This is a genomic window from Kitasatospora sp. NPDC056184, from assembly GCF_042268405.1.
GTDB lineage: Bacteria > Actinomycetota > Actinomycetes > Streptomycetales > Streptomycetaceae > Kitasatospora.
Genome location: NZ_JBHJUI010000018.1, coordinates 119,904 through 140,982, shown reverse-complemented (window position 1 = coordinate 140,982; position 21,079 = coordinate 119,904). Strand labels below are relative to the sequence as shown.

Genomic DNA, 21,079 nt, shown 5'->3' with positions numbered 1-21,079 from the left:
GCTACTCCTGCTCCTGTCCGTGGTCCTGGCCGACGGCCGCCGGAGCGACGTCGACGACGGTCACCAAGTCCTGCAGCGCGACCCCGAAGCCCCGGTCGAAGACGGTGAACCGGACCCGGTGCCGCCCCGGCACGGCCGGGGTCAGCGCGAACGCGGCCGGCTCGCCCGACGGGAGGTGGTCGGCGACCGGCGGCTCGATCACCGCGTCGGAGAGCGCCGCGGCGACCAGGTGCAGCTCCGGCAGCCGGGACGGGTCGGCCCCGGCCGGGTCGCCGTCCGGCTCCAGCCGGAGGCTCAGCCGGGCCGGGACGCCCACCTCGGGCTCGTCGAGCAGGGTGATCCGGGGCCGCCACACCACCGGGGCGGCGGGCACGGCGGGCGGCTCGGGCCGGGGGCGCGGGGTGAGCGCCGTACCGGCGGGGGCGTCCGGGGCCCCGGCCCGGGCCGGCAGGGCCGGGGCGGCGGGCCGCGGCGGCAGGGCCGCGACCGGCCCGGTGTCGGGTTCCCCGGCCTCCACCCGCGCCAGCGCCGCCCGGCTCTCCACCGCGCGCGGGTGCTCCGGTCCCATCAGCGCGTCACGTCCCGCGCAGGTGGCGAGCAGCAGTTCCCGCGCCGCCGCGGCGCGCCCGCCCGCCGACAGCGCCCGGGCGAGGCCGACCGCCAGGGTCGGGAACGGCTCGGCGTCGCCCGTCCGGCGGCAGCCGACGGCCACGCTCGGCTCGTCGCTCCCCCGGTGCCCGGCCGCGAGCAGCGCGGCCGCGCCCGCGACGGGGGGACCGGACCACAGCCCGGAGTCCGCGACCAGGGCGTCGTAGATCCGCACCGCCCCGGTGTGGTCGCCGGCCAGCAGCCGGGCGTACGCCAGGTCCTGACGGATGCCGAGGGTCAGCGCGTGACGCGGGCCGCGGCTCTCGACGCACTCCTCGGCGAGCACCTCCAGCAGCACCACCCCGTCGAACGGCCGCTCGCCGTGGGCCAGAAGCAGGGCGTGCGCCGCCCGCGTGCTGACCGTCTCGTAGTGCGCCGCGCCCAACGCCTGCACCGCCCGGTCGGCCCAGGAGGCCAGCAGGGCCACGGCCGCCGCGGTGTCGCCGGACAGGTGGGACGCGAAGGCGAGGCGGCGCCCGACGACGAAGATCCCCGGGTGGCCGGGGCCCAGCACCCGCGCCCAGTCGGTCAGCAGCACGACGAGTTCATCCCTCGCCGCCCCGTGCTCACCCGCGTCCCGCAGGGCGCTGCCGAGGTCCGCACGGACCCCCAGGACGGCCGGGTGCTCCGGGCCGAGGGCGCCCTCCGCCGCGGCGACCAGCTCCCGGTAGCGGGCCACCGCCTCCGGGTACCGCCCGGAGGCGGACAGGTTGAGCGCGATGTTGTCGAGGGCGTCCAGCGTGTCGCGATGGGCGGCCCCGCGCAGCCGCGCGAGGTCGGTCCTGAGTGCTTCGTAGACCTCGGCGGCCGCGGCGTAGTCCCAGCCTCGCCGCAGGGCGTGCCCCAGGTTGGCCCGATCGGCGAGGGTGTCCGGGTGGTCCGGCCCGGACAGCCGCGTGGTGTCCTCCAGCACGAGCGCGCGCTCGCGCACCTCGTGGCGGGACCGGCGCGCCACCCGGTGGGCGAAGGCCCGGTTGCGGCGTTCGACGAGCGTGTTGGGGTGGTCCGGACCCATGATCCGGCTCCGGTCGGCGATCAGGACGTCGTACTGCTCGGCGGCCGCACGGTGGTCCCCGCTGTCCCGGCAGTGGGCCACCGCCCAGGAGCGCGTGCTCAGGGTGTCGGGATGGTCGGGCCCCTGGATCCGGGTCCGTTCCTCGACGAGGGCCTCGCGCTCGATCCGCGCCTCGCGGACCCGGCCGAGGCGCCCGAGGGCGTACGCGACGGCGGCCCGGGCCGCCAGGGTGTCGGGATGCTCCGGCCCCTGGCTGCGGGTCCGGTCGCGGAGCAGCGCCTCGCGGGCCTCCCACGCCTCGCGGTCGCTCCCCGCCTCGCCCAGGGCCCAGGCCTGGTCCGAGCGCTCCTTCAGGGTGTCGCCGTCGTCGGCCCCCTGGATCCGGATCCGGTCCGCCACCAGGAGCCCGTACCCCGCGACCGCTTCGCGGAACCGGCCGGCGAGGACGAGCGCGCGGAGCAGGCCGGACCGCTCGTCCAAGGTGTCGGGATGGTCGGGCCCCTGGATCCGGATCCGGTCCCGCAGGAGCGCCTCGTGGAGTTCGGCGGCGCGGCCCGGTTCACCGGCGTCCTGGTAGGCCCACGCCTGGCCGTACCTCGCGGTGAGGGTCGCGGGCAGGTCGGCGCCCGTCACCCGGGTCCGGTCCGCGACCAGGGCCCGGTAGAGCCGCAGCGCCCGTCCGTACTCACCGGTCCTCCGGTACGCCAGGGCGAGCCACAACCGGGCGTTCAGCGTCTCCTCGTGATCGGTGCCGCGGGCACGCTCCCAGTCCGCCGCCAACTCCTCCAGCAGGACCCTCGCGCGGCGGTGGTCACCCGCACCCGAGCAGGCCCGGGACAGCGCCCACCGCGCGTGGAGCGTCCTGGGGTGGCCTGCCGGCAGGACCCGGGTGCAGTCGTCGAGCAGTCGCTCGCACAGCTCGGCGGCGTGCCGGTACTCCCCCTGCTCCCGCGCCGAGTGGGCCTGCTCCGAACGGGTGATCAGCGTCGCGGGGTGGTCCGCCCCCTGCAGCCGCTCGCGATCCGCCACCAGCAGGCCGTACAGCTCCGCCGCCCGAGCGTGGTCGTCGACCTGGCGGCAAGCCCATGCGAGCCATCCCCTGACGTCCAACGTCGCCGGATGGTCGGCCCCTTGGAGCCGGGTCCGGTCCGCCACGAGCGTCTCGAAGAGTCCGACCACACGCCGCTGCCCCGCCGCCCCGCACGCCGACGCCACACCGAGCCGCGCGTCGAGCGTGTCCGGGTGGTCGGGGCCGCGCAGTCGGGTCTGGTCGGCGCTCAACGCCTCGTAGTGCTCGATGGCGTCGAGGTGGCGACCGGCTTCCTGGAGGGCGCGGCCGAGGTACCACCGCGCGTCGAGGACATCGGGGTGAGCCGGCCCCTGCGTCCGTGTGCGGTACTCGACGAGGTCCTGGTAGCACGCCACGGCACGCTCGTGCTCACCAGCGGTCCTGAGGGCCAACGCCAGATCCGCGTGGGTGGCGAGCGTCCCGGGATGGCCCGCGCCCTGCACCCGTGCCCGGTCGGCCACCAGGGACTCGTACAGTTCGACGGCCCTCGCGGACTCACCGCCTTCGCTGCACGCCCAGGCCAACCCGGCCCGGGCGGACAGGGTTTCGGGGTGCTCCGCGCCCGAGACCCGCCGCCGGTCGGCGCAGAGCGCCTCGTAGAGACCGGTCGCGCGGGGGTGCTCGCCGGCGCGCCGGTACGCCCAGGCCTGCCACCACCGCGCATTGAGCGTCTCGGGGTGCTCGGCGCCGTACAGCCGGGTGCGGTCGGCGACCAGGATCTCGAACAGGGCCGTTGCCCGGCCGTGCCGGCCCGCGATGGAACAGAGCCAGGCCAGCGTCCACCGCGTGTCGAGGGTCGAGGGGTGGTCCGCCCCCTGCTCCTGCGCCCGGTCGGCGACCAGTTCCTCGGCCAGCGCGATCGCCCGGTCGTCCTGGCCGGCCCGCTGGCACGCGCGGGCCCGGCCCTCGCGCTCCGCCAGGGTGTCCGGGTGGTGCGGACCCTGGACGCGCAGCCGGTCGGCCACGAGCCGCTCCAGGTCCGCCAGTTCCTGGTCCGGCGCGCCGGCGGACCGACGGGCCAGGGCGAGGTCCGAGCGCTCCTCCAGAGTGTCCGGGTGGTCCGGGCCCTGGATCCGCCGGCGGTCCGCGACCACGGCCTCGTGGAGGGCCACCGCGCGGTCGTGCTCACCGGCCATGCGGCAGGCCCAGGCGAGTCCGGAGCGGACGTCGAGGTTGTCCGGGTGGTCCGGGCCGAGCACCCGGGCGAAATCGGCCAGCAGCGCCGTCAGCTCGGCCACCAGGCCGGTCCGGTACCCCGCCTCGCCCCGTGCCCACGCCAGCCGGGCCCGGGCCTTCAGGGTCTGCGCGTGGTCCGCGCCCTGGGCCCGCGCGCGGTCGCGGACGACCGCCGTGTACTCGGCGACCGCCGCCCGGTGGTCGCCCGCCTCGGCGTGGGCGGCGGCCAGCCAGCCCCGGCTGGTGAGCGTGTCGGGGTGGTCCGCCCCGAGCACCCGCGTCCGGTCCGCGACGGCCTGCGCGTAGAGCTCCAGGGCGAGCCGGTGCTCACCCGCGCTGAGCTGGGCGTACGCCAGGCTGTTGCGATTGGCCAGGGTGTCCTCGTGGTCCGCGCCCAGCTCCTGGGCCAGGCACGCGTGCAGCTGCTCGAACTCGCGGACCGCCTCCCGGTGGTGGCCGGCGAGCTGGAGCGCGTACGCCAGCCCGCCGCGCGCGGCCAGGGTCGCCCGGTCCGTGGCGCCGAGCACCCGCGTCCGCTCCGCCACCACCGTGCGGAACTCCTCGACCGCGCGCCGGTGGTCGCCGGCCTTCCGCCGGGCGTGGGCCAGCGAGAAGCGGTCGGCGAGGACGGCGGGGTGGTCCGGTCCCTGCACCCGGGAGCGGTCGGCCACCACCGCTTCGCACAGCTCCACGGCCTTGACCGGGTCGCCCACCCGGGCGTGGAGTTCGGCGAGCCGGCCCCGGGAGGCGAGCGTGTCGAGGTGGTCCGGGCCGAGCAGTCGGCGCTGTCCCTCGACGACCGCCGTGACCAGCGGGATGACGAGGACCCGCTGCTCCGGTGCGGCGAGCTCCGCCGCGGCCAGCCGGTAGAGTTCGACGGTCTCCGGGGCGGGGTCCGGCGCGGTGCGGCCGGCCGCCGCCAGCTCCCGGACGTGCGGCAGCAGCGCCCGCCGCACGGCCTGGTCGGCCTGCGGCCAGAGCCGTGCCACCGCACCGGCGAGGTTGCGTTCCGCCCGCGCCCGGACCCGGCGGTCCTCGTCGCCGGCCCGCAGCGTGCTGCGCAGCAGCCGGTGCACGGCCACCGTGCGCGGGCCCAGGGTGACGAGGCTGTAGGCCGCCAGCACCTCCAGGGCGGCGTCCACCTCCTCCGGGCGCCGGGAGCCGAAGGGCAGCAGCGCCTCGCGCGGCAGCGCCTCCGGGGCGTACCAGGCCAGCGTGCGCAGCAGCTCGACGGCGAACGGGGCGGTCTCCTGGACGGTGCGCAGTGTCGTCCGCCAGAGCCGGGACACCGTGTCGAGGGCGCTCGGCATGGCGCCGGACCTCGACGGCGCCACGGTGCGCAGCAGTTCGCGGAAGGCGCGGAAGCTCGCCCCGGTCTGCCGGATGTGGGCGCCGGCCTGGGCGAGGGCGATCGGCAGGTGGCCGAGCTCGTCGGCCAGGCCGCGGGCCTCGGCGCGTTCGTCCTCGTCGCTCTCCTCCGCCCGCCCGGCGGCCCGGTGGAGCAGCCGGGCAGCGAGCGGCGCGTCGAGCACGTCGACGCGGATCGGTTCGATGCCCTCGTGCCAGCCGTCGGCGCGCCGGCTGGTGACCAGTTGGTGGCCCCGTCCGAGCAGCCTGCCCAGGGAGGGCGTCAGGTGGACCGGGTCCTCGACGTTGTCGAACACCAGCAGCCACCGCTCGTGCGCGCGGAGCCAGGCCAGTGCCCACTCGACCTGCCGGTTCGGCGACTCGGCCAGCGCCCAGTCCCGGTTCAGGTGGACGGCGAGGTCGGCGAAGGCCTCGGCGATCTGCTCCGGCGACTCGGCGGTGATCCACCACACCAGGTCGTACTCGTGCAGGTGCGCGTAGGCGTAGTGCAGGGCCAGCGCGGTCTTTCCGACGCCGCCCAGCCCGTGCAGGGTCGTCGCCTGGGTGACGAGTCCCCCGCCGCCGGCCAGCGCGGCCCCGACCGCCTCCAACGCCTCGGTACGCCCGACCAGTTCGGCGGTCGGACCCGGCGGGAGGCGGTGCGAGCCTGGCGGGGCCGCGATGCGCCGGGCGGCCGCCTCCGCCTCGGCGGTGAGGACGACCGTCCGCTGCTCGGTGTGCGGGTTGCCGCCGCCGACCACCGGCGAGGTCTTCTGGGGGCGCTGGGCGAAGGGCTCCTGCTCCGGCATTCCCGCGTCGGGGCGGGCGTTCACCGTCATCGACAGACTCATCGCAACGCCCCGCCCCCCAGGTTGTCCGGCCGCCCGACGACCGTAACCGCCCGGAGCCGTGTTGTCCCCGATTTCGGCCGATCACACCGGTACGCCGTGCCAACCGAATGGGGCGGCCGGCGCGGACCCGCCCGCCCCACTCGGCCCGCTGGTCGTGCCCGCTCGAAGGCGGACGAGCGCCGCCCGTCCCTCCACCGCGCGCGGGTTGGCCGTCCGCGGGCACGGTCTCCCGGCCCGTGCGGACGCCGACCAGCAGGTCTTCGGGCCCCCGTGACCGGTGGCCCCGCGCGGCCCTCTCGTCACCGCCCACCGTAGCGCCCTCGGCCGACCCTGTCAGGGCATCCCACCGCCAGGGCGGGGCGAGTCGGAGCGGGTTCCCGGGGGATGATCACGAGAGCGACCGGGCGGCAGCCAATCACGCCGCACCACCGGCCCGCAAATCGGCCGACCGATCCGCCCGACACTCCGTCATGACCCTGTCTCGGCAAGGGATTTCACGGACCGCGGCGGCGCCTTCGCCGGCGAGCCGCGCCGCCGGCCCGGCACGGCGCCGCGGCCGCCGCGGCCCACGGCCGTTCACGTCGGTTCACGTCGGTCCGCACCCGCGCCGATTCCGCCCGCGTGCGAAAACCCGGCCGCGCGGACCATTTCCGGCAAACGGGCGGTATCGTTCCGCTTCTTAAAAACGACTTCATACGGCCGCAACAGCACACGCTTTCTTCGCGACCGACCGGGTGCTAGCCTCACTTCAATCTCGCGCCGCTTGGAACGCCCTTTACCCGGGCGATTCACCGCCGGAAAATCCCGGACCGCCATGCACGCCACCCCGTTTCGGTAATCCTGAAAGGGTTCAGCATGTCCGCTTCCGCCAGCGCCCCCGCCACCTCGACCGGCCCGGGCCTGCTCACGCCCCGGCCGATCGTCGGGCTGCTCACCGACTTCGGCCTCGTCGACGACGCCGTCGGCATCTGCAAGGGCATGGTGCTCAGCATCGCCCCGCACGCCAACATCGTCGACGTCACCCACGACGTCACGCCGTTCGACATCTACGAGGCCGGCCTGTACATCCGCGACTCGTTCCGCTACTTCCCGGCCGACGCGGTCTTCGCCTGCGTCACCTTCCCGCACACCGGCGTCCAGGACAACGCGATCGGGGTGCGCACGCCGCAGGGGCACACCTACTTCGCCCCCAACAACGGCCTGCTCACCCGGATCGTCCGGGAGGCGGGCGTCGCCGAGGTCCGCCGGATCACCGCCGAGAAGGTCCGCCGGCCCGTCGTCGACCCGACGTTCTACGGGCGCGACATCGTGATTTCGGCGGCCGCGCACATTGCCAACGGAGTACCTTTCAGTGAAATCGGCGAGGAAATCGAGGCCGCCGATATCACCCTGCTGGAGGTCGCCGAGCCGGCCGTCGAGGGCGACTGGATAATCGGCGAGGTGGCGATTCTCGACAAGAACTACGGGAACGTCTGGACGAGCATCACCCGGGAATTCCTGGACGCCCGGGGCATCGCCTTCGACACCGAGCTGGAGATCGAGATCGGCGACGCCCGGATCACCACCCCGCTGCGCCGCACCTTCGGCGAGACCGGCGAGGGCGAGCCGCTCGCCTACATCGCCAGCCGCGACCAGCTCGGACTCGCGCTCAACCAGGGCGACTTCGCCGCCCGGTACGGGGTGGAGCGCGGGCACGCGATCCGCGTGAAGGCGCGCTGAGCCCAGCGTGCGCGCACAGGGGTACGCCTACGCACTGCTGACCGCCGCCTTCTTCGGCGCCGGCGCCGTGCTGGCCAACCGGGTCACCCGCGAGATCGACCCGCTGCTGACCACCGAACTCAACCTGTCGATCGGTGCCGTGCTGCTGGCCGGGTGGCTGGCGGCGCAGCGCCGGCCGCTGGTCCCGCGCGGCCTGACCGGGCGGGACCGGCTCCGGCTGGGCTTCGTCTCGGTGGTCGGCACCGGCCTCTCGCTGGTCCTGGTGATCAGCGGGCTGAGCCGGACCAGCCCGGTCAACGGCGGCTTCCTCATGCAACTCCAGGGACCGGCGGCCGTCCTGGCCTCGGTGCTGCTGCTCGGCGACCGGCTGCGCGGGTGGCAGTCGGCCGGTCTCGCGGTCACCCTGGGCGGCGGGGTGCTGGTGGTGCTGCGCGACCCCGGCGCGGGCTTCACCGCCGTCGGCACCGGCGACGCGCTGGTGCTGGCGGGCGCGGTGCTGGCCGGCCTCGCCTTCCTGCCCGCCAAGTCGCTGATGGCCAAGGTGCCGCCGCTGCAGCTGGCGCTGTGGCGGCTGGTCCCGGCGGCGGTGGTGCTGCTGCCGGTCCTGCTGCTCGCGCCCGGTCGGCTGCGCTGGCACCCGACGGCCGGCACGATCGGCCTCCAACTCCTGCTGGCCGTCACCAACTTCTGCCTCGCCTACGTCACCCTGCACCTGGCGCTGGAGCGGCTGCGCCCGTGGGAGACGGCGAGCGTGCTCCAGCTGGAGCCGGCGTTCACGGTGCTCGTCGCCCTGCTGGCGCTCGGCCTCGCCCCGACGCCGCTGCAACTGCTGGGCGGCGCGCTGATGATCGGCGGCGGACTGCTCGCCAACCGCCCCGCGCCCGAACCGGCACCGGCTCACGACCAGGCGCCCGAACCGGCACCGGCACCGGCCCACGACCAGGCGCCGGCCGAGGAGCCGGCGCCGCCCCATGACCCGGGCGGCGGCAACCCGCCGCCGCCCCTTCCCTCCACTCCCCGACCCGCCTACCAGAACAGCCGAGGTACCACCCCATGAAGGCGATCCGCGTCCACGCCCCCGGCGGCCCCGAGCAGCTCCAGGTCGACGACATCCCGGTGACCGAGCCCGCGGCCGGCGAGGTCCGCATCCGCACCGAGGTCATCGGCGTCAACTACGTCGACGTCTACCACCGCCAGGGTGTCTTCCCCGTCGCCCTGCCGTTCGTCCCGGGCCTGGACGCCGTCGGGACGGTCGACGCCGTCGGCCCCGGCGTCACCGAGCCGGCCGTCGGCGACCGCGTCGCCTACGGCGAATTCCCGGGCTCCTACGCCGAGTTCGTCACCGTCCCGGCCCGTCTGACGACCACCGTGCCGGACGGTCTGGACTCCGGGACGGCCGCCGCCGCGATGCTCCAGGGGCTCACCGCCCACTACCTGGCGCACGACGCGCACCCGATCGCCAAGGGCCAGACGGTCGTGGTGCACGCCGCCGCCGGCGGGGTCGGGCAGTTCCTGGTCCAGTTCGCCAAGCGGGCCGGGGCGCACGTCATCGGCACCGTCTCCACCGACGAGAAGGCCGAGCTGGTCTTCGGCCTCGGCGCCGACAGCGTCGTCCGCTACGACCGGGAGAACTTCCGCGAGGCGGTCCGCCGGATCACCGACGGCGCGGGCGCCGACGCCGTCTACGACTCCGTCGGCAAGGACACCTTCCTCGACAGCCTCGACTCGCTGCGCCCGCGCGGCACCCTGGTCGCCTACGGGCGGGCCAGCGGCAAGCCCGACCCGATCGACCCGTTCACGCTGGTCCAGAAGGGCTCGCTGAAGCTGACCTGGCCGAGCCTCACCCACCACGTGCTCACCCGGGAGGAGTTCACCGCGCGCACCGGCGACCTCTTCGCCGGACTCCTCGACGGCACCCTGCGGGCCCGGATCGACCGCACCTTCGACTTCGCCGACGCCCCCGCCGCCCACGCCCGGCTGGAGCGCCGCGAGAGCCTCGGCAAGATCCTGCTGCGCCACCCGTAGGCACTTGTAGGCACGCGTAGGAACCCCTGGGCGCCCGTGGCAGCCCGACCCGGCCGCCACCACCGCCCGACCGACGCCCCGCCGGATCCCGCCTTCGCCGGCGGGGCGTCACCCCGATGACAGGTCCGAACGCCCAGTACGGGAGGACATCACCCATGGCTCCCCGCTCCCCCGGCCCGACCACCGCCCGCCACCGCCGGATCGCCGTGGTCGGCGCCGGCCCGCGCGGTCTGTCCGTCCTGGAACGCCTGCTGGCCAACGAGCGCGCCCGCCCGTCGGCCGCCGCCCTCACCGTCCACCTCGTCGACCCCTACCCGCCCGGCGCCGGGCGGGTCTGGCGCACCAACCAGTCCCGGCTGCTGCTGATGAACACGGTGGCCTCGCAGGTCACCGCCTACACCGACCCGAGCGTCACCATCGACGGCCCGGTCGAGGAGGGCCCCAGCCTCTACGAGTGGGCCAAGTCGGCCGTCCCGCAGGGCTCTCCGGGCGAGTTCGACGACCAGGTGCGGGCCGAGGCCCGCGCCCTCACGCCCGACACCTACCCGACCCGCGCCTTCTACGGCCGCTACCTGCGCGACGTCCACCGCCGGGTGCGCGCCGCCGCCCCCGCGCACTGCCGGATCGTCGAGCACCGCACCCGCGCCGTCCGGCTCACCGACGCCGACCCGCTGCCCGGCTCCGCCCAGGTGCTGGTGCTCGCCAACGGCCGCCGGATCGCCGACCTGGACGCGGTGGTGCTGGCGCTCGGCCACCTGGCGACCGGCCCGACCACCGCCGAACGCACCCTGACCCGGGCCGCCGCCACGCACGGCCTCGTCCACGTGCCGCCCGCCAACCCGGCCGACCTCGACCTCGCGGCCCTGCTGCCCGGCCGCCCGGTCCTGATCCGCGGTCTCGGCCTCAACTTCTTCGACCACCTCGCCCTGCTCACCCGCGGCCGCGGCGGCCGGTTCACCGAACGCGACGGCCGGCTGGTCTACCACCCCTCCGGGCAGGAGCCGCTGATCCTGGCCGGCTCCCGGCGCGGCGTCCCGTACCACGCGCGCGGCGAGAACGAGAAGGGCGCGCACGGCCGTCACCACCCCCGGCTGCTCACCGAGGCGTACGCGGCCCGGCTGCGCGAGCGGGCCGCCGCCGGCGAGCCGGTGCGCTTCGTCCGCGACCTGTGGCCGCTGGTCGCCCGCGAGGTCGAGGCCGTCTACTACGCCGCCCTGCTCGCGGCCGCCGGCCGCCCGGAGGACGGCGAGCGGCTGGCCGAGCAGTACCTGGCCGCTCCCGGCGCGGACCGCGCCGCGGCCGTCCTCGACCGGCACGGGATCCCCGCCGGGCAGCGCTGGGACTGGCAGGCGCTGGCCCGCCCCTACGCCGAGCGGCGCTTCGCCTCCCGCGCGGAGCACCGCGCCTGGATCACCGACCGCCTGGAGCGCGACGTCCGCGAGGCCCGGGCGGGCAACCTCAGCGGCCCGCTCAAGGCCGCCCTGGACGTGCTGCGCGACCTGCGCAACGAGATCCGGCTGGCGGTCGACCACGGCGGCATCGAGGGCTCCTCCTACCGCGACGACCTGGAGTCCTGGTACACCCCGCTGAACGCCTTCCTGTCCATCGGCCCGCCGGCCTCCCGGATCGACGAACTGCGCGCCCTGGTCGAGGCCGGGGTGGTCGACCTGCTCGGCCCGGACGTCCGGATCGCCCTCGACCCGCGCGGCGACCGGCCCGCCTTCACCGCCCACTCGCCCGCGATCGACGCACCGCCGGTGCGCGCCGCCGTCCTCGTCGAGGCCCGGCTGCCCGAGCCCGACCTGCGGCGCACCGGCGACCGGCTGCTGCGCGGGCTGGTCGACGACGGCCAGGCCGGCGCCTACCGGATCCCCGACGCCGCCGGACCCGGCTACGAGACGGGCGGGCTGGCGGTCACCGAGCGCCCGTCCCGGCTGCTGGACCGGGCGGGGCGGGCGCACCCGCGCCGCTTCGCCTACGGGATCCCCACCGAGTCCGTGCACTGGGTCACCGCGGCCGGCATCCGCCCGGGCGTCAACTCGGTGATCCTGGGCGACTCCGACGCCATCGCCCGCGCCGTGCTCGCCCTGCGGCCGCTGCGCCCGGCCGTCGCCGTGGTCCCCGCCCAGCGCCGGGCCGCGCCCCGCACCCCCGTCCGCCCCGGCTGAGGCCGACCTCCGGACGCCGTCCGGACGACCGCTGCCCCGGCCTCCTCCGTCCCGCCCCGACGGAGGGGGCCGGGGCTTTCGCCGTGCCCGGCCGGGGCTTTCGCCGTCCCCGGCCGGGCGCCGTCGACGGGGGTGCGCTGGCGGGCCGGTGCCGGTGCGCTGTGGGCCGATTCGGCGCCGGGCCCCCGGCCTACCGTCGGGGCGTCGGTGGAGGAACGGGCCCGTTCTCCGGGCCCGTTCGACCGCCGGCGCGCTCTCCGCCACCCGTGCCGGGCGGCGGTCGAACCCAGCCCAGGAGGCTTTCGAGGTGTCTGTCATGCCGGTCGGCGGGATCACCCCCCGCACGGGGGACGATGTCGCCGGAGACGTCGCCGACGTCGTCGTCCGCAACGCGAAGATCCACACCGGGGACGCCCGCCGCCCGCAGGCCGGCGCCCTCGCGATCAAGGACGGCGTGATCACCGCCGTCGGGGACGACGCCGACGTCGCCCCGTTCGTCGGCCCGTCCACCACCGTGGTGGACGCGCTCGGCCGGCGCGTCGTGCCCGGCCTCAACGACGCGCACCTGCACGTCATCCGGGGCGGCCTCAGCTACGTCCTGGAGCTGCGCTGGGACGGCGTGCGCTCGCTCCGCGAGGCGCTGGCGATGCTGCGCGAGCAGGCCGCCCGCACGCCCGCGGGCCAGTGGGTGCGCGTGGTCGGCGGCTGGTCGGCCGAGCAGTTCGCCGAGCGCCGGCTGCCGACGCCCGCCGAACTCAACGAGGCCGCGCCGGACACCCCGGTGTTCGTCCTCCACCTCTACCAGTCGGCGATCCTCAACCGCGCCGCGCTGAAGGCCGTCGGCTACGACGCGGCCACCCCCGACCCGAAGGGCGGCCAGATCGTCCGGGGCCGCAGCGGCGAGCCCAACGGCATGCTGCTGGCCGCCCCCAGCGCGCTGGTCCTCTACTCCACCCTCGCCAAGGCCCCCGCGCTGCCGCCGGAGGACCGCAAGTCCTCCACCCGGCACTTCCTGCGCGAGCTGAACCGCTTCGGCCTGACCTCCGCGATCGACGCCGCCGGCGGCTTCCAGAACTTCCCGGAGAACTACGCGACGGTCACCGAGCTCGCCCGGGAGGGCCTGCTCTCGCTGCGCATCGCCTACCACCTGTTCCCGCAGACCGGCGGGCAGGAGCTGGACGACCTCAAGCGCTGGATCGAGACGGTCCGCCCGGAGGACGGCGACGCGTGGCTGCGGCTCAACGGCGCCGGCGAGAACCTCACCTGGGCCGCCGCCGACTTCGAGAACTTCGCCGAACCGCGCCCCGAACTCGGCGCCTACGAGGCCGAGTTCGAGAAGGCTGTCCGGCTGCTCATGGAGAACGGCTGGGGCTTCCGGCTGCACGCCACGTACGACGAGACGATCCGGCGCGACCTCGCCGTCTTCGAGAAGCTCGCCGCCGAGGGCCTCTTCCCGCAGGGCAACCGCTGGCTGTTCGACCACGCCGAGACCGTCTCCGGGGAGAGCCTGGACCGGATCGCCCGGCTCGGCGGCGCGCTCTCCGTGCAGAACCGCCTCTCCTTCCAGGGCGAGGCGTTCACCCGCCGCTACGGCGCCGGCGCCGCCGCCGAGGCCCCGCCGATCCGCGCGATGCTGGACCGCGGCCTGACCGTGGCCGCCGGCACCGACGCCACCCGGGTCTCCTCCTACAACCCGTGGGTCGCCCTGCACTGGCTGGTCTCCGGCCGCACGGTCGGCGGCCTGGCGATGCGCCCGCCGCAGAACCGGGTGGACCGGACCACCGCGCTCGCGATGTACACCGCGGCGGGCGCCGCCCTCACCGGCGAGCAGGACGTCAAGGGCGTGCTGCGGCCCGGCTGCTACGGCGACCTGGCGGTGCTGTCCGACGACTTCTTCACCGTGCCCGAGCAGGAGATCCCGCACATCGAGTCCGTGCTGACCGTCGTCGGCGGCCGGATCGTGCACGCCGCGGCCGAGTACGAGGGCCTGGACGAGGAGCTCCCGCCGGTCAGCCCGGCGTGGAGCCCGGTCGCCCGCTTCGGCGGCTACCGGTCCACCGGCGCCCGGCAGGCGGAGCTGCTCGGCGAGGTCGTCGCCGAGTCCGAGCTGCAGCGCGCCTGGCGCGTCTCCCGCGGTCGGACCGTCGAGCGGGAGCTGCCGTTCGACCCGTGCTTCGTCCTCTGACACCCCTTCCACCGCACCGGACCGCACCAGGCCCGCACCAGCCCGCACCGCGGGCAACCAGGACGACAGGAACAGGAAACAGGACACGATGGATACCGGACTGCTGATCATCCGGGTGGTGGTGGGCCTGCTCATCGCCGGCCACGGCGTACAGAAGGTGAGCCACCGCCTCGGCGGCGGCGGCCTCACCGGCGGAACGGCGGAGTTCCGGCACGACGGGTTCCGGGGCGGGACGCTCACCGCGCTCGCCGCGGGCGCCGGGCAGATCGGCTCGGGCCTGTTCCTGGCCCTGGGCGCGCTCACCCCGCTGGCCGCCATGGTCGCCATGGGCGTGATGACGGTGGCGATCACCGTCAAGGTGCCGCACGGGCTCTGGGTGCAGAACGACGGCTACGAGTACCCGCTGGTGCTGGTGGTGGTCACGGGCTCGCTCGCCCTCACCGGCGCGGGCCGCTTCTCCGTCGACCACGCCGTCGGCCTGACCTCCTGGCCGCTCTGGCTGGTGCTCGCCGCCGCGGTGTCCGGCCCGGTCAGCGGGCTGCTCACGCGGGCCGTCCTGCACCGTACGGACCCGATCGCGGGAGCGCCGGCCGGTGCGCGCGCTGCTGACTGACGCGCTGCGGACGCTCGCCCCGCTCCGCACCGACCGGCACGGGCCGCTGCCGCCGCTGATGCTGCTGCTGACGGTCACCACCGGGGTGGTCGACGCGGTGAGCTACCTCGGCCTCGGGCACGTGTTCGTGGCGAACATGACCGGCAACGTGGTCTTCCTGGGGTTCGCCCTCGCGGGCGCCCCGGGCCTGTCCGCCCCCGCCTCGCTCGTCTCGCTGGGGGCGTTCCTGGCCGGCGCGCTGGCCGGCGGGCGGCTGGCCGGGCCGACGGCGGCCCACCGCGGGCGGCTGCTGGCCCTGGCCGGCGGGATCCAGGCCGTCCTCACGGCCGCGGCGGCCGTCGTCGCCGCGGCCGCCGGGGGCGGCGGCGTCCAGTACCCGCTGATCGTCCTGCTCGGCCTGGGCATGGGCCTGCAGAACGCGGTGGCCCGCCGGCTCGGCGTGCCCGACCTCACCACCACCGTGCTCACCCTCACGCTGACCGGCCTGGCCGCCGACTCCCCGGCGGCCGGGGGCGCGGGGCCCCGGCCGGGCCGCCGGATCCTGTCGGCGCTCGCGATGCTGCTCGGCGGCCTCGTGGGGGCGGTGCTGGTCCTGCGCGGCCAGCTCGCCGCCGCGCTGGCCCTGGCCGCGCTGCTGCTGCTGGTCACCGCCGCGACCGCCCGCCGGCTCTCGGCCCCGGACGCCCACTGGGCGCCGCCGCCGGCCTGAGCGGCAGCGGCAGCGGCGCCCTCGGACCGGCGGGCGCGGGGGCGGCTCCTCCCCCCGCGCCCGCCCGTACCGCGGGGCGGCGCTACCAGGGACGGCGGTGCAGGGCGACGTGCACGGTGTCGACGACCTGGATCAGCGCGGCCCGCGCGGTGCCGGTCGGGCAGCGCGCGTCCAGCAGCAGGAAGCCGTGCACGGTGCCCTGGTAGCGGGTCGCCACCACCGGCACCCCGGCCGCCCGCAGCCGGGCCGCGTAGGCCTCGCCCTCGTCGCGCAGCACATCCGCCTCGGCGGTGACCACCAGCGCCGGGGGCAGCCCGGCCAGCTGCTCCAGGGTGGCCCGCAGCGGCGCGGCGGTCGCCTCCCCGCGCCGCCGCTCGTCCGGCAGGTAGTGGTCCCAGTACCGGCGCATGTGGTCGCGGTGCAGGAAGTACCCGGTGGCGAAGCGGTGGTAGGACGGGGTGTCGAAGTCCGCGTCCGTCACCGGGCAGACCAGCACCTGCTGGACCAGCCGGACGTCCCCGCGCTCGCGGGCCAGCAGCGTCACGGCCGCCACCAGGTTGGCCCCCGCCGAGTCGCCGACGGCGGCCAGGCGCTCCCCCGCCAGCCCGATCTCCCCGCCGTGCGCCTGGATCCACCGGGCCACGGCGTAGCACTGCTCCAGGGCCACCGGGTAGCGCGCGCCGGGCGACCGCGCGTAGTCGACGTACACCACGGCGGCGTCGGCGCCCAGGGCGAACTCCCGGACCAGCCGGCGGTGGCCGGCGGCGTCGCCGGGCGACCAGCCGAGGCCGGGCAGGAACAGCACCACGGGGCACGGCTCGGCGGCGCCGGCCGGCCTGGTCACCTGGACGGCCACCCGGCCGGTGGGACCGCAGGGCAGCGCGAGCCACTCCGTGGTGGTGCCGTAGGGATCGTCCGGGTCGCACCCGCCGTCAGGACCACCGTCAGGACCGGCGTCAGGACCGGCGCCGGAACCGTCGTCAGGACCACCGCCGGGCGCGTCGTCGGCGGGCAGCAGCGCGAGGAGGTCCGGCGGTTCCGCCGCGGCCCCGGCCGCCCGGGCGGCCAGGAACTCCTGGAGCGCCCGGTCGAGCACCGGTCCGCGGTCGGGAAGGGGGATGGGGTCGGACAACTCTTCGCTCCTGGCTTCGATCGGTGGTGCGCTGCGGCGCTGCCCGGCGGCCCGGGGCCCGGATCCGGTGGGCGCGCCGGCCCGTCAGCCGGTCACGTCCGCGCCCGGCCCGTGCCCGGCGCGCCATTCGCGCGGCGGCACGCCGTAGGCGGCGCGGAAGGCCCGGCTGAAGTGGGCCGGGTTGACGAACCCCCACCGCTGGGCGACCGCCGACACCGTCGGCGCCGTGCCGCCGCGCCGGGCCAGCTCGCGGGCGCAGGCCTCCAGGCGGCGCTGCTGGATCAGCTTGCCCACCGTCACCCCTTCGCCCTCGAACAGCCGGTGCAGGTACCGGACGGAGATGTGGTGCGCCTGCGCGATCCGCTCGGGCGCGAGGCCGGGATCGCCCAGGTGCCGGTCGATGTACCGCCGCACCCCGCGGACCAGCTGCGCGTTGGGGGTGTCCGGCTCCTCCGCGGTCCGGTCCAGGGTGAGCTGGGCGATCAGCGCGCTGAGCAGGTCGGCGAGGCTTCCGGCCAGCCGGTCCCCGACCGGCGCGGGGTAGGAGTGCGCGGAGGCGGCGAGGCCGTCGAGGAACGGCAGCAGCACCGGTCCGCAGCCGTCCGCGGGGCCGACGGCCGTCGCCGAGGCCTGCCGCAGGTCCTGCTCCGGCACGCCCAGCAGGCGGCGCGGCAGGTGGAACAGATGGGTGCGGAAGCGCTCGGGGTAGTCGAAGGCGTAGGGGCGCGCCGTGTCGTACAGCACGAGCCCGCCGGCCGGCACCTCCGCCCGGCGCCCGTCCTGCCGCAGCACGGCCCGGCCGGACACCTGGACGCCGACCCCGACCTGCGGCTCGCTGCGCGGGGCCCGGGCGATCAGCGCCGCCGTGCGGGAGAACCGGGCGGCGTCCGCCTCCAGCGTGGAGACCCGCACGTGGCCGAGCCGGTGCGAGACCAGCTGCCCGTCGAAGGGCCGCCCGCCGAGCGGGTGCAGTTCGAGCGGCACCAGCGTCCGCGACACCGCTCCGCCCAGGTACGCCGCCTTCTCGCCGTCCGGGACCGCCGCGGTCGACACCCGTACGCCCATCTGACCGCCCTTCCGTCGAAGCCCTGCCCCTTCAGCCTGCCCGTTGGGGCAAGCGGTGGGTTAGGTCATCTGACTGCCCTCCTGGCGGGGGCGGCGGCGACGGCGGGTCAGCGGGCGCCCGACCGCCCCAGCGCGTGGGCGAGCGCGGCCCGCGAGGTGATGCCGAGCTTGGGGAAGATCTTGTAGAGGTGCGCGGCGACCGTGCGCGGCGACAGCTGGAGGCGTTGGCCGATCTCCTTGTTGGTGAGGCCGGTCGCGGCCAGCCGGGCGATCCGCAGCTCCTGGCCGGTCAGCAGGGTCGGGACGGCCGGCGCCTCGGCCGGTCCGCGCTGCGGCGGGACCAGCGCGTCGCCCGCGGCCCGCAGCTCCTCCTCGCACTGCGCCGCCCAGGGCCCGGCCTTCAGCCGGCGGAAGACGTGGTGGGCCGCGCGCAGCACCTCGCGGGCCCCCGGGCGGTGGCGACGGCGCAGCCAGGAGCCGTGGGCGAGCCGCAGCCGGGCGAGGTCGAAGGCCCACCGCTCGGCGCCCGGCAGCCCGGCGGCGGCGCGGAAGGCGTCGTCGGCGCCGTCGTCCTCGGCGGCCACCGCGGCGGCGGCCGCGACCAGGAAGGCGTGCCGCCCGGAGAGCTCCGCGGTCCGGGCCGTCCGGGCGGCCGCGAGGTGGGCCAGCGCCTCCTCCCGGCGGCCGGCCTGCACGGCGGCGGCGACCAGGTCGAACACCAGCGCGTGGCGCCAGGGCCGGCCGCCGGGCAGCCGCCCCGGCACGAGGAGTTCGCGGAGGTGCGCGTACGCCTCCTCGGGGCGCTGGTGGGCGAGCGCCGCCAGCCCGCGCAGGTGGGTCAGCCGGTCGAGCACCGAGCGCATCCGGGCCCGGGTGGCGGTCGGCCGCACGGCCCGGTCGACCGCCTCCAGCCCGGCCTCGTCGCCGCGGCCGGCCAGGAAGGCGGCGTGGTACTGGCGGAACAGCAGGGCGTTGGTGTGGTAGCCGAGCTCGTCGGCGATCTCCGCCTCGCGCAGGCAGTCCTCGGCCCGGTCCCAGTCGCCGAGCAGGAAGTCCTGGTGGCTCTTGGCCTTCGCCACCGAGCCCTCGCTGGCGTAGCCGTGCAGCCCGGTGAAGCGCCGCCACAGGTCGATCTCGGGGCAGTCGAGGGCCGAGTTGGTCCAGAGCAGCAGCCAGGCCGAACCGGCCTCCTGCTCCTCGGTCATGCCCGCGGCCACCGCGCGCAGCGCGTCGGCGACGCCGGGGCCCGGCTCCGTCCAGGCGCGCAGGCAGAGCCGGCCCACCTCGGAGACGGCGTTCCGGTGCCGTTGCAGGGCCTGCCACGCCCAGGGGTCGTCGGTGTAGGTGGCGGCCAGCAGCAGTTTGAAGAAGACCTGTTCGACCAGCCCGCCGGAGGTGCCGGCGCCCGGGGCGGCCAGGGTGTCCAGGGCGGTCGGCAGCAGGGCGGCCGAGGAGGCGAAGTCGACGTGGTGGCTCTGGTCGGCGTAGACCACCGCGTAGGCGAACAGCGGCGCGGCGTCCGACGGGACGGTCGCGGTCCTGAGCTCCTCCACCAGGGCGGCGGTGTGGCGCAGCTGCCCGCCGTGGGCCGCCATCACGGCGGCCGCGGTGAGCCGGCGGACGCGGTCGCAGGAGTCGGGGCTGAGCACGGCGGCGCGTTCGACCAGCAGCGCGCCCTCGGCGCCGCCGCCGCGCCGGGCGAGGTCGCGGCCGGCCGTCTCCAGCCGCCGCGCGAGGTCGCCGTCCGGCAGCAGCGCGGCGGCGGCCTCGTGGGCCAGCCGCCGGGGGTCGCCCGGCGCGAGGGTGTCGGCCAGGGCCTGGTGGGCCTCGCGCAGCGCGGCGTCGGAGGCCGCCGCGACCACGGCGGTGCGGGCCAGCGGGTGGCGGAAGACCAGCTGCCCGGCGGCGTCCAGCCGGGCCAGGCCGTCCGCCTCGACCCGCTCCAGGGTCTCCCGCACGCTGCCGTCCGGGACGGCGCGCAGCCAGCTGCCGCTGCTGAGGTCCGGCCCGGCGGCCAGGGCTCCGAGCAGCAGCAGCCGCCCGGCCTCCGGGGTCGTCGCGTCCAGCCGCTCGGCGAACATCCGCTCCAGCCGGCGCCCCAGCGGCAGCCGCTCGGGCAGCGGGGCGACCCCGCGCTGCTGGGCGGCGGCGAGCTGGCGGGGCAGTTCCACCAGGGCGAGCGGGTTGCCGTCCGCCTCGACGAGCACCCGGTCGCGGGTGCTGTCGGCCAGCTCGGGGAAGCGGCTGCCGAGCAGCGCGGCGGCGTCCGCCCGGGGCAGCGCCCGGACGTCGACGGGCTCGGTGGCCCAGGCCTGGGCGGCCTGGCCGTCCGGGCGGGTGGCGCCGACGATCACCAGCGGCAGTTCGGCGCAGCGCCGGTGCAGGAAGCCGAAGACGGTGGCGCTGGAGGAGTCGATCCAGTGCAGGTCGTCCAGGACCAGCAGGACCGGGGCGGTGCGCATCGCGTCGTCGAGCAGGGCGAGCGCGGCGGCGCCGACGGCGAAGCCGCTGGGGGTGCCGGAGCGGACGCCGAACGCGCTCTCCAGGGCGTCCCGCTGGTGGGCGGAGAGCGCGTCGGAGCGCTGGCACGGCGACCAGAGGGCCTGGTGCAGGGCGCCGAACGCGAGGTCGGTCTCGGCCTCGGCGCCGACGGCGCGCAGCACGGTGAAGCCGCGCTCGCGCGCGGTGCGCTCCGTCCAGGCGAGCAGGGTGCTCTTGCCGACGCCCGCCTCGCCGCGCAGCAGGACGGTGGCGCCGCCGGTGCCGTCCTGGGCCCGGTCCAGGGCGCCGGCCAGCACCCCGGTCTCCCGCTGCCGTCCGATCAGGGCCGGGTCCTGCCTGTCGTGCGCCACGCGTCTTTCCTCTGGAGTCGGTCCGCCCGCCTCCGGGCACCCCAGGTTATCGCCTGCCGGAACCCGCTCCGTCCGCCCGTCCCGCCCGTCCCGCTCCGGGCGCCGGGGCGCTCCACCCGCCGCCGACCTCCTGCGCCGGCTTGTGCGGGAAGCGGCGCTCGGCGTACTCCTCGGCCCGTGAGCCGGGCAGCACGTAGAGGGTCTCGGGCTTCTCCTGGAGCGGGCGCAGCACGGTGTCCATGAACCGCCGCCGGTCGTCGAGGTATGACGTTGCGGTGCAGCCCCATGACGCCGAGTCCGGCGGCCACCGCGACCGTCTTGTGGGCGACCACCCGGATCCGGCCGGGGAAGTGCTCCATTGGACGGCCTCCGAATGCCGGTCAGTTCGCTTTTCCAACCAGCTCGGCGCCCAGTCCACGCAGGCATGGTTCGAAAACAAGACTCACGAACGCAAAAGGGTCCCGCCCCTCCGGACGGAGGGGCGGGACCCTGGACCACGCGGGTG

Annotated in this window: 12 protein-coding genes; 7 read left to right on the top strand and 5 right to left on the bottom strand. The window is 76.5% G+C overall.

The features are described from left to right. Position 1 precedes the first annotated feature (1 nt). Positions 2-6,094 carry a tetratricopeptide repeat protein gene (locus ACFC0B_RS29695; protein WP_376092478.1) on the bottom strand — a complete coding sequence of 2,031 codons (6,093 nt, stop codon included), beginning with the start codon at positions 6,092-6,094 and terminating at the stop codon, positions 2-4. Between the two features lie 867 nt (positions 6,095-6,961). Between ACFC0B_RS29695 and ACFC0B_RS29690 the strand changes: the two genes are divergently transcribed. The 7 genes from ACFC0B_RS29690 (at position 6,962) to ACFC0B_RS29660 (ending at position 15,525) form a co-directional block, all read left to right on the top strand. Then, positions 6,962-7,825, top strand: coding sequence for an S-adenosyl-l-methionine hydroxide adenosyltransferase family protein (locus tag ACFC0B_RS29690; RefSeq protein WP_376092475.1), 864 nt, complete (start codon positions 6,962-6,964; stop codon positions 7,823-7,825). 7 nt (positions 7,826-7,832) lie between these two features. Further along, the gene (locus ACFC0B_RS29685; protein ID WP_376092472.1) at positions 7,833-8,882 is read left to right on the top strand and encodes a DMT family transporter; all 1,050 of its coding nucleotides are present in this window, start codon (positions 7,833-7,835) and stop codon (positions 8,880-8,882) included. After that, entirely contained in the window at positions 8,879-9,850 is a 972-nt protein-coding gene (locus tag ACFC0B_RS29680; protein ID WP_376092469.1) for a quinone oxidoreductase, read from the top strand. Before ACFC0B_RS29685 ends, ACFC0B_RS29680 begins: the two co-directional genes overlap by 4 nt. A gap of 155 nt (positions 9,851-10,005) precedes the next feature. After that, on the top strand, positions 10,006-12,018 hold the full coding sequence (locus ACFC0B_RS29675; protein WP_376092466.1) for an FAD/NAD(P)-binding protein: 2,013 nt from the start codon (positions 10,006-10,008) through the stop codon (positions 12,016-12,018). A 316-nt stretch (positions 12,019-12,334) separates the two neighbouring features. Next, positions 12,335-14,203: an amidohydrolase gene (locus ACFC0B_RS29670; protein WP_376092530.1), complete on the top strand. Its 1,869-nt coding sequence runs from the start codon at positions 12,335-12,337 to the stop codon at positions 14,201-14,203. A gap of 88 nt (positions 14,204-14,291) precedes the next feature. Continuing rightward, positions 14,292-14,816, top strand: coding sequence for a DoxX family protein (locus tag ACFC0B_RS29665; protein ID WP_376092463.1), 525 nt, complete (start codon positions 14,292-14,294; stop codon positions 14,814-14,816). After that, positions 14,797-15,525 carry a YoaK family protein gene (locus ACFC0B_RS29660; RefSeq protein ID WP_376092460.1) on the top strand — a complete coding sequence of 243 codons (729 nt, stop codon included), beginning with the start codon at positions 14,797-14,799 and terminating at the stop codon, positions 15,523-15,525. Before ACFC0B_RS29665 ends, ACFC0B_RS29660 begins: the two co-directional genes overlap by 20 nt. Before the next feature lie 82 nt (positions 15,526-15,607). Here ACFC0B_RS29660 and ACFC0B_RS29655 read toward each other — a convergent pair whose 3' ends face one another. The 4 genes from ACFC0B_RS29655 to ACFC0B_RS29640 form a co-directional block, all read right to left on the bottom strand. Next, positions 15,608-16,657: an alpha/beta hydrolase gene (locus tag ACFC0B_RS29655; protein WP_376092457.1), complete on the bottom strand. Its 1,050-nt coding sequence runs from the start codon at positions 16,655-16,657 to the stop codon at positions 15,608-15,610. 84 nt (positions 16,658-16,741) lie between these two features. Beyond that, positions 16,742-17,722 carry a helix-turn-helix domain-containing protein gene (locus ACFC0B_RS29650; RefSeq protein WP_376092454.1) on the bottom strand — a complete coding sequence of 327 codons (981 nt, stop codon included), beginning with the start codon at positions 17,720-17,722 and terminating at the stop codon, positions 16,742-16,744. A 107-nt stretch (positions 17,723-17,829) separates the two neighbouring features. Beyond that, the gene (locus ACFC0B_RS29645) at positions 17,830-20,574 is read right to left on the bottom strand and encodes a BREX system ATP-binding domain-containing protein (protein WP_376092451.1); all 2,745 of its coding nucleotides are present in this window, start codon (positions 20,572-20,574) and stop codon (positions 17,830-17,832) included. A gap of 46 nt (positions 20,575-20,620) precedes the next feature. Then, positions 20,621-20,815 (bottom strand): hypothetical protein, encoded by a 195-nt coding sequence (locus ACFC0B_RS29640; protein WP_376092448.1) that lies wholly within the window; start codon positions 20,813-20,815, stop codon positions 20,621-20,623. Positions 20,816-21,079: the final 264 nt, after the last annotated feature.